Origin of the sequence: Falsiroseomonas oryzae, from assembly GCF_027856955.1 — a bacterium.
GTDB classification, from domain to species: Bacteria; Pseudomonadota; Alphaproteobacteria; order Acetobacterales; family Acetobacteraceae; genus Falsiroseomonas; species Falsiroseomonas oryzae.
This window is the reverse complement of sequence record NZ_JAPSMD010000230.1, coordinates 1-8,544: the sequence shown is the minus strand read 5'-3', so window position 1 is coordinate 8,544 and position 8,544 is coordinate 1. Positions and strand designations below refer to the sequence as shown.

The 8,544-nt window shown below is 72.3% G+C and carries 9 protein-coding genes; 7 read left to right on the top strand and 2 right to left on the bottom strand.

Features of this window, described 5'->3' with window-relative positions:
* Positions 1 to 311 precede the first annotated feature (311 nt).
* From OZN99_RS19530 to OZN99_RS19515, 4 genes are all read left to right on the top strand, one after another.
* Positions 312 to 1,145, top strand: a complete 834-nt coding sequence (locus OZN99_RS19530) for an ABC transporter ATP-binding protein (protein ID WP_270936938.1) — start codon at positions 312 to 314, stop codon at positions 1,143 to 1,145.
* Positions 1,142 to 1,945: an ABC transporter permease gene (locus OZN99_RS19525; protein ID WP_270936937.1), complete on the top strand. Its 804-nt coding sequence runs from the start codon at positions 1,142 to 1,144 to the stop codon at positions 1,943 to 1,945. The genes OZN99_RS19530 and OZN99_RS19525 overlap by 4 nt, the downstream gene beginning before the upstream one ends.
* Before the next feature lie 77 nt (positions 1,946 to 2,022).
* A complete protein-coding gene (locus OZN99_RS19520) occupies positions 2,023 to 2,838 on the top strand; it encodes a methyltransferase domain-containing protein (RefSeq protein WP_270936936.1) in 816 nt (271 codons plus the stop codon).
* Positions 2,839 to 2,872: 34 nt separating this feature from the next.
* Positions 2,873 to 4,165: a family 1 glycosylhydrolase gene (locus OZN99_RS19515; protein ID WP_270936935.1), complete on the top strand. Its 1,293-nt coding sequence runs from the start codon at positions 2,873 to 2,875 to the stop codon at positions 4,163 to 4,165.
* 25 nt (positions 4,166 to 4,190) lie between these two features.
* Here OZN99_RS19515 and OZN99_RS19510 read toward each other — a convergent pair whose 3' ends face one another.
* Complete coding sequence (locus tag OZN99_RS19510) at positions 4,191 to 5,651, bottom strand: calcium-binding protein (RefSeq protein ID WP_270936934.1); 1,461 nt, start codon at positions 5,649 to 5,651, stop codon at positions 4,191 to 4,193.
* 388 nt (positions 5,652 to 6,039) lie between these two features.
* Between OZN99_RS19510 and OZN99_RS19505 the strand changes: the two genes are divergently transcribed.
* The 3 genes from OZN99_RS19505 (at position 6,040) to OZN99_RS19495 (ending at position 7,866) form a co-directional block, all read left to right on the top strand.
* Positions 6,040 to 6,678, top strand: coding sequence for a histidine phosphatase family protein (locus OZN99_RS19505; RefSeq protein ID WP_270936933.1), 639 nt, complete (start codon positions 6,040 to 6,042; stop codon positions 6,676 to 6,678).
* Positions 6,679 to 6,773: 95 nt separating this feature from the next.
* Positions 6,774 to 7,451 (top strand): lipid-binding SYLF domain-containing protein, encoded by a 678-nt coding sequence (locus OZN99_RS19500; RefSeq protein ID WP_270936932.1) that lies wholly within the window; start codon positions 6,774 to 6,776, stop codon positions 7,449 to 7,451.
* Positions 7,452 to 7,515: 64 nt separating this feature from the next.
* Entirely contained in the window at positions 7,516 to 7,866 is a 351-nt protein-coding gene (locus OZN99_RS19495) for an Hpt domain-containing protein (protein ID WP_270936931.1), read from the top strand.
* On the opposite strand, the gene OZN99_RS19490 is transcribed toward OZN99_RS19495, so the two are convergent.
* Positions 7,854 to 8,544: NUDIX hydrolase (locus OZN99_RS19490; protein WP_270936930.1), on the bottom strand; the 691-nt coding region annotated here is incomplete at its 5' end. The genes OZN99_RS19495 and OZN99_RS19490 overlap by 13 nt on opposite strands.

Below are 8,544 nucleotides of genomic sequence, written 5' to 3'. Positions count from 1 at the left end.
TGGGACCCGGCGCTCGCCGCCGGCCTGGCGCCCGGCCTGGCGCGCCTGCTGGCCGAGGCGCCGGAGCGCGTTGTGCTGGTCGGCGTGGACCGCCCCGCCGCCATCGCCTGGGGCTGGGAGGCCGGCATCCGGTTGTTCCAGGGCCCGCTGGTCGAGCGCCGGCGGCGCGGGACCTAAGGCTGCGGCTCCGCCGGGGGACTGCGGCTCCGCCGAACGGTTTCGGCTCCGCCGGGGGGGGGTTGCGGCGCCGCCGCATGGCGTGACCCGCGTTGCGGTTGCCCGGCCCGGGCGAAGGCGCATATCCCCCGGCGATGAGCGATGCTCCCGCGCTGCAGGTCCAGGGCCTGACGAAACGCTACCGGCCCGACGCCCCGCCCGCGGTGGAGGCGCTCGACTTCGCCATGCCGCGCGGCGCCACCTGGGGCCTGCTGGGTGGCAACGGCGCCGGCAAGACCACCACCATCGGCATGCTGCTCGGCCTGCTGGTGCCGACCGCCGGGCGCATCGTGGCGCTCGGCCATGACATGGCGACGGACCGCTTCGCGGCGCTGGCGCGGATGAACTTCTCCTCCCCCTATGTCGCGCTGCCGCACCGCCTCTCGGTCGCGGAGAACCTGCGCGTCTACTGCCATCTCTACGGCGTGCCCCGCGCCGAGCGCCGCATCGCGGAGCTGGCGGACCAGCTCCACCTGGCCGACCTGCTGGACCGCCCGGCCGGCGAGCTCTCCGCCGGACAGAAGACGCGCGTCGCGCTCGCCAAGGCGCTGGTCAACACGCCGGAGCTGCTGCTGCTGGACGAGCCGACCGCCAGCCTCGATCCCGACACCGGCGACTGGGTGCGCAGCTGGCTGGAGCGCTACCGCGCCGAGACCGGCTGCGCGATCCTGCTGGCCAGCCACAACATGGCGGAGGTGGAGCGCCTCTGCGACCAGGTGCTGATGCTGAAATCCGGCCGCGTCGTGGACCGCGGCAGCCCCGCCGAGCTGCTGGCCCGCTACGGCCGCGACGACCTGGAGGAAGTGTTCCTCGACATCGCGCGGAACCGCCGAGCCTCCGGTCCCTCCCCGGCCCTCGCTTCTCCCTCCCCCGCCTTGCGGGGGAGGGTCGGGGTGGGGGCCAGCGCCGCCTCGGACGACGCCCCATGAGCGCCCTCGTCCTCCGCCGCGTCTGGGGCCTGATGTACCGCCACCTCGCGCTCTACCGCCGCTCCTGGCCGCGCCTCCTCGAACTCGTCTACTGGCCCGTGCTGCAGATGACCGTCTGGGGCTTCGTCACCGCCTATCTCGCCGGCGTGCAGAACGACGTCGCCTCCGTCGCGGCCGGCGTGCTGCTGGGCGGCGTCCTGCTGTGGGAGGTGGCGATCCGCAGCCAGATGGGCTTCGCCATCTCCTTCCTGGAGGAGATCTGGTCGCGCAATCTCGGCCACGTCTTCGTCAGCCCGCTGCGCCCGCAGGAACTCGTCGCCGGCCTGGTCGGCATCAGCGCCATCCGCATGCTGGTCGGCGTGATCCCCGCCGTGCTGCTGGCCTTCGCGCTCTACAATTTCGGCCTGTGGCGCATGGGGCCGGTGGTCGTGCTGTTCTTCGCCGCGCTGATGATGATGGGCTGGGCCGTCGCGCTCGGCGTCACCTCCCTCATCCTGCGCCACGGCGCGGGGGCGGAGCCGCTGGCCTGGTCCGTGCTGTTCGGGCTGACGCCCTTCGCCGCCGTCTTCTACCCAGTCTCCGTCCTGCCCGACTGGCTGGAGCCCATCGCCCTGCTGATCCCCGCCGCGCATGTCTTCGAGGGCATGCGCGCCGCGCTGCTGGAAGCGCGCATCGCCTGGGGCCACCTCGCCGCCGCTTTCGCGCTGAACCTGGTCTGGCTCGGCGGCATGGGCTGGCTGTTCCTGCGCCAGTTCGAGGGCGCGCGTGTGCGCGGCGCGCTGCTCAACATCGGGGAGTAGCGGGCGAGCTCGTTGCCTGGACTCGGCCTCATGTGACAGCCTCGGTTCCAAAAGGGTGGGGATGGGGCGGCAGGACCATGTCCGGCACGGCGATGCACGGATTCCGCGATGTGGACGCGGCACGTGATCCGGGGGAGTTCATCCGCTACCTGCAGCAGGTTACCGAGGCGCCGCACATGCGTGCCCGCTCCGAGGAGCGGCTGCGGCGCTCGGCCATCGTGCCCGGCATGACGGTGGCCGACCTCGGCTGCGGGCTCGGCGGCGACACGCTGCTGCTGGCGCGGCAAGTGGCGCCTGGCGGCGGGCGGGCAATCGGGCTCGATCGCAGCGCCGCCATGATCGGCTTCGCCCGCGGCCGGCCGGACGGCGCCGGGCTGCCCGTCGAGTTCCGCGAGGCGGACATCTCCACCCTGCCCTTCGCGGACGCCTCGCTCGATGCCTGCTGGATGGAGCGCGTGCTGATCCACGTCGCCGACCCGGAGGCCGTGCTCCGTGAGATCCTGCGCGCGCTGCGGCCTGGGGGGCAGGCGGTGCTGCAGGAATACGACTACCGCACGCTGGTCTTCGACGCCCCCGACCGCGAGGTGTCGGAGATGGTCGCCGCCGAGTTCCGCAACGCCCTGCGCCACCTCGTCATCGGGCTGGAGCTTCCGAGGCTCTGCCGCACGCTGGGCTTTTCGCGCGTCGAGGTCGTGCCAGGCCTTCTGCCCATGCCGAGTTTCGCCTGGACGTCGGAAGCCGGCCGATGGCGCGAGCACCTCGCCGCGCTGGTGGATGGCGGGAGGCTGGACGAGGCGCGCGCGGCGGCCTGGTGGCGCTCCATGCAGGAGGCAGACGCGGCCGGCGCCATGCTGTGCTCGCTGACCGGCTTCGCGGTCTACGCGACGCGCTGAGGGCACCGCTGCGCGCGCCGCGCGTTGGGCGCGCATGCGCCCTGCACCACCCGCCTTCCTCTTCGCCACCGGCATCGAGAACTCCAACCCCCGCATCCAGGGCGGCCAGCTCCGCGTGGACGAGATGGAACGCTGCGGCCACTACGACCGCTGGCGGGAGGATTTCGCCCTGGTGCAGGAGCTCGGCCTGACCTTCCTGCGCTACGGGCCGCCCATCCACCGCACCCTGCTCGGCGCCGGCCGGCACGACTGGGACTTCGCGGACGCCACCTTCGGCGAGCTGCACCGGCGCGACATCGTGCCCATCGTGGATCTCTGCCATTTCGGCGTGCCGGACTGGATCGGCGACTTCCAGAACCCGGACTTCCCGGCCCTCTTCGCCGACTATGCCGGCGCCTTCGCCCGGCGCTTCCCCTGGGTGCAGCTCTACACGCCGGTCAACGAGATGTACATCTGCGCGCTGTTCTCCGCCCGCTACGGCTGGTGGAACGAGCAGCTCGCCACGGACCGCGCCTTCGTCACCGCGTTGAAGCACATCGTGCGCGCCAACCTCCTGGCGATGGAGGCGGTGCTGAAGGTGCGGCCCGACGCCGTCTTCATCCAGTCGGAATCCACCGAATACTTCCACGCCGAATGCCCCGCCGCGATCGGCGCGGCGGAAGCGCGCAACCAGGAGCGCTTCCTCTCCCTCGACCTTAACTACGGCCGCCGGGTGGACAGCGGCATGTACGAATTCCTGATGGACAACGGGCTGACCCGCGCCGAGTACCACTTCTTCCTCGCCAACTCGCCACTGAAGCGCCACTGCATCATGGGCAACGACTACTACGTCACCAACGAGCACCTGGTGCACGAGGACGGCAGCACGCGCGCCTCCGGCGAGGTGTTCGGCTACGCCGTGCTGACGGGCCAGTATCATGACCGCTACGGCCTGCCGGTGATGCACACCGAGACCAACCTGCGCGACGACAACGAGGGCGACGCGGAGCGCTGGCTGTGGAAGCAGTGGGCGAACGTGCTGCGCGTGCGCAACGACGGCGTGCCGGTGGTGGGCTTCACCTGGTATTCGCTGACCGACCAGGTGGACTGGGACACCGCGCTGCGCGAGGCGAACGGCCGGGTGGACAAGGTCGGCCTGTTCGACCTGGACCGCCGCATCCGCCCGGTCGGCCGCGCCTACAAGCGCCTGGTCGAGCAGTGGCGCGACGTGCTGCCGGCGCAGTCGCTGTGCCTGCAGGTGCCGATCGTGATGCCGAGCGCCTATGAAGGCGAGGACCTGCCGGAGGCGTACTGGGCGCGCCAGGCGGCGCGGCGGCGGGGCGGGTAGGACGCGCCCCGGCGCCCGCCGGGCGTCACAGCATGAAGTCCTGCTGCGACAGCATCACGAGCCCGGCGAAGCCGATGGAGAAGTCGGCCACGCCGTCGGCGTCCACGTCGCCGCGCAGGATCGTGGTGATGCCGGAGGTGGCGCTGAACACATGGTTCACGCTCAGCAGCCCCGCCGCGCCCGCCGGCAGGTCGGCGGTGCCGATGAACTGGAAGGCCTGGTTGCCGGCCAGCAGCGCATTCGCGTCGATGGCGGAGAGGTCGAGGATGTCGAGGCCCTGCTGGAAGCCCCGCACCATGTCCCGCGTCGTCGCCGTGGTGCCGGTCTCGGCCAGGCTGCCCCAGACGAAGAGGTCGGCGCCGGCATCGCCCCAGAGCTCGTCCGCGCCGGCCCCGCCGCGCAGCACGTCGTCGCCCGCGCCGCCGCGCAGCACGTCGTTGCCGCCATCGCCGGACAGCCGGTCGTTGCCGTCGCCGCCGTCGATCGCGTCGCTGCCGCTGTTGCCATTCAGCGTGTCCGCGCCGGCCAGGCCCTGCACCTGGTCCGCGCCGGCGCCGGCATTGACGAGGCTCGCCGTCGCCGCCGTCTCGATGGTGTCGTTGCCGAGGCCGCCCCAGGATTCCTCGCCGTTGCGCAGCACGTCGTTGCCGTCGCCGCCATCCAGGATGTCGGTGCCCGTGCCGCCGTCCAGCGTGTCGTTGCCGGCGTCGCCCCAGAGCTCGTCGCCGCCGCTGCCGCCGATCAGGCTGTCATGGCCGCCGCCGCCGTGGATGTCGTCCGAGCCGCTGCCGCCGTCGAGCGTGTCGGCGCCGGACTCGTCGGTATAGGGGCCGTGGCCGAAGAGCCGGTCGTCGCCGACACCGCCGCGCACCATGTCGTTGCCGTCATGGCCCCACAGCTCGTCGTTCCCGTCCTCGCCCTCGAGGACGTCCGCGCCGGCGCCGCCGATGACGAGGTCGTTCCCCGCGCCGGCATAGACCGTGTCGTTCAGCGCGCCATCCGCGTTGCTCAGGACCGCGTAGATGCCCTCCACCGTGTCGTCGCCCTCGCCGCCATAGACGAGGGAGGGCCTTTCGCCGAGCCGGATGACGTCGTTGCCGAGCTCGGCATAGACCAGCTCGCCGCCGCTGATGGTGTCGTCGCCGTAGTGGCCGTAGATCGTGTCGTTGCCGAGGCCGCCATGCAGCACGTCGCCCACCGTGGTCACCGCGCCGGCGCCGATCAGGTCGTCGCCCTCGCCGCCCTCGATCGTGTCGGCACCCCAGCTGTTGACGATGTGGTCGTTGCCGCCGTCGCCGAAGACAAGGTCGTCGCCCTCGCCGGTGTAGACAAGATCGTCCCCGGCGCCGGCATAGATCGTGTCCGCCCCGCCCTCGCCGCTGATCGTGTCGTCGCCGGAGAAGCCGAAGAAGGTCTCGGACTGCCAGCCGAAGCCCCAGGCCGACTTCAGGCTGTCATTCCCACCGATGGTCCCGACGATTGGCATGGCTGCCTCCTGCCCCTTGCTTCACCGCGCCCTGCGGGCCTGGCGCGGTTATGGCGGGGACCGGGCCAGGCGGGCTGTTCCGGGGGTGACAGGGCATGCGGGGGGTTGGCGCGCGGGTTGTCCTGGCGCGCCGAAGTCGTTCCTGTTATGTTCGGGCCGCTCTTTGACAGTGCCGGCAAGGCTGGCTGTCATCCGCACCCTCATCGCCGCAACCGCCGACAGAGGGCAGCTTCGACCCTCAGGTCTATCGTATTCAGTTACAGGACCATCCCCCGAGGGGGAATTTGTCCGAAACCCGCGCAGGGCGCGCCGCCAAAGAGCCAAGGCGCCAAAGTCCCAAGGCGCCCCCGCATGGCCCAACCCGCCCCGCCGCGCTAAAGCGCCGGGCGTGAGCACCACCACGCGCCTCTTCCTGGTCCGCCACGCGCTCGTCGAGCCCTCCGCCCGCGCCACCATGTACGGCACCATGGATGTCGGCCTCTGCGACCTGGCGCTGCGGCAGGAAGCCGCGGCCTATCGCTGGCTCGCCGCCCGCCTGCCGCAGCCCGCCCGCTGGCTGGTCACACCGCTCTCCCGCACCCGCGCCACCGCCGCGGCCATCTTCGCCGCGGGCTACCCGGACACGCCGCTGGAGACCCATCCCGAGCTGATCGAGCAGGACCTGGGCGAGTGGCAGGGCCTGCCGCACGAGACCTTCTTCGAGCGGCTGCGCCACCCGCCCCACCCCTTCTGGTCCATCCATGTGGACGAGCGCCCGCCCGGGGGCGAGAGCTTCACCGACGTCATCGCCCGCGTCGGCCCAGCCATCGAGCGCCTGGCCGCGGAGAATGCCGGCGGCGACATCGTGATCGTCGCCCATGGCGGCTCCATCCGCGCCGCCGTCGCGCATGCCATGGGCGTCGGCGGCCAGCCGGTGCTGGCCTTCTCGGTGAAGAACCTCTCGCTGACCCGGCTGGAGCGCGTCGGACCGGACTGGCGCGTCGCCGCGGTGAACGAGGAACCCTTCACCCTGCCAGCGGAAGCCTGATCTCCCGCCTCGGAAAAACCCCGAAGCGGCCTTGGACAGCCGAGTCGCGCGCCTGTAGACTCGGGCCAGTGACAACATCTTGCCGGAGGCCGCTCATGTTCCGTGGCATCTTCCTGGCCGCCCTCCTGACGCTCGGCGCGGCGCCCGCCCTCGCCCAGCAGGAGCAGCAGGCCCTGGTGGACCGCGCGGCGCTCGCCGTGCAGGAGGTGATGACCCATGGCGACCGGCCGCAGGATGCGCAGGACTTCCTGCGCCGCGCCCGTGCCGCGATGGTCTGCCCGCGCATCTTCCGCGCCGGCTTCATCATCGGCGGCGAAGGCGGCACCTGCGTGCTGGTCGGCCGCGACGGCGGCGGCTCCTGGTCCTCGCCGGCCTTCTACCAGATGACCTCCGGCAGCATCGGCCTGCAGGCCGGCATCCAGGACACGACGCTGGTCATGATGATCATGACCGACCGCGGCCTGAATGCCCTGATGAACAGCCAGTTCACGTTCGGCGCCGATGCGCAGCTCGCGCTGGCCTCGCTCGGCGCCGGCATCCAGGGCGCCACCACCGCGGCCGCCGGGGCCGACATCGTCGCCGTGGCGCGCAACCGCGGGCTCTTCGCCGGCATGTCGCTGCAGGGCTCGCTGCTGTCCTACCTGCCGGACTACGCCCGCGCCTATTACGGTCGCGATGCCTCCGCCCGGCAGATCGTGGTGGCCATGGAGGCCCACAACCCGGGATCGGACCCGCTGCGCGCCATGCTGATGCGCTACGGCAGCCCGCAATGACCGGATCCGCGGGTATCCTCACACGGAATTGACCCACCCCCGCGGCCAATGCGACACCGGCCGCGTGAGAGCCATCGACCCCGACATCGCCGAGCAGCTCGAGGCGGCGCTGGAGCCGGACGACTTCGTGCGCATCCTCTCGGCCTTCGAGGCGGATCTCGGCCGCCTGGCGCAGGAGTTCGACCAGGCGGTAGCCGCCGACGATGCCGACGGGCACCGCCGCGCCGCGCACAGCCTGGCCGGCACCGCTGCCGGGATCGGCGCCCGCCGGCTCGAAGCCGTGGCGCGCCAGGCACTGGACGCCGTGCCCGAGGAGCCGCCCCATCGCCTGGCCGACCTGATCCGCCGGGAAACCGCGGCCGCCCGCGCCGAGCTGGCCCTGCTGCGCCTGCGGCCCGACGGTCAGGCCACCTGATCCAGCCCGGCCCGCAGCCGGGCGCGCTCCGCCTCGGTCAGCGCCGCGAGCAGGCCGTGGCGAAGGGCGAAGTCGATCAGCACCAGGTTGACGTTGAACTTCACCGGCCCGCCCTCCGCCACGATGCGCAGCACCTCGGCCGCCGGGCGCAGCTCGAAGCGCTCCACCTCGTCGTCCTGCGGCCGCGGCACCACGCCCGCGGGCAGCTCCAGATCGTAGCAGTGCAGCACGTCGCGCCGCAGCCCCTCGTCGTTGGCCATGACGTAGGAGACGCGACCGACCGGCACGGCGCGGGTCGCGACCTCGGCCGGCAGGGAGGCCTCCTCCTCCGCCTCCTTCACCAGCGTGCGCTCGGCATCCAGCCCGGCCGGGATGCCGCCGGCGACGATGTTGTCGAGCTGCCCCGGCGCCACCGGCTTGTGCTTCGAACGCCAGCCGACCCAGAGATGCAGCCCGTCGGCGCGCCGCACGAAGCCGTTGACGTGCACGCCCTGGGAGATGATGCCGAAGGGGGGCAGCGCCCCGCGGTCGAGCCGCGCCAGCACCGGGCCATCGGGCGTCGCGCGCACGTCGAAGGGCTCCCCGCGCAGCCTGAAGTGCCCGCGCCCGGCGAGCGACGTCGCGATGCGCTCCAGCGCCGCGGTTCGCGCGCCCTCCCCGCGCAGCCGCCCGGCCAGC

Bases quoted from the DNA above. Each gene is read 5' to 3' on its own strand.
- OZN99_RS19525 (WP_270936937.1), top strand. From the start codon at position 1,142: ATGAGCGCCCTCGTCCTCCGCCGCGTCTGGGGCCTGATGTACCGCCAC.
- OZN99_RS19515 (WP_270936935.1), top strand. From the start codon at position 2,873: ATGCGCCCTGCACCACCCGCCTTCCTCTTCGCCACCGGCATCGAGAAC.
- OZN99_RS19500 (WP_270936932.1), top strand. From the start codon at position 6,774: ATGTTCCGTGGCATCTTCCTGGCCGCCCTCCTGACGCTCGGCGCGGCG.
- OZN99_RS19510 (WP_270936934.1), bottom strand. From the start codon at position 5,651: ATGCCAATCGTCGGGACCATCGGTGGGAATGACAGCCTGAAGTCGGCC.
- OZN99_RS19530 (WP_270936938.1), top strand. From the start codon at position 312: ATGAGCGATGCTCCCGCGCTGCAGGTCCAGGGCCTGACGAAACGCTAC.
- OZN99_RS19520 (WP_270936936.1), top strand. From the start codon at position 2,023: ATGTCCGGCACGGCGATGCACGGATTCCGCGATGTGGACGCGGCACGT.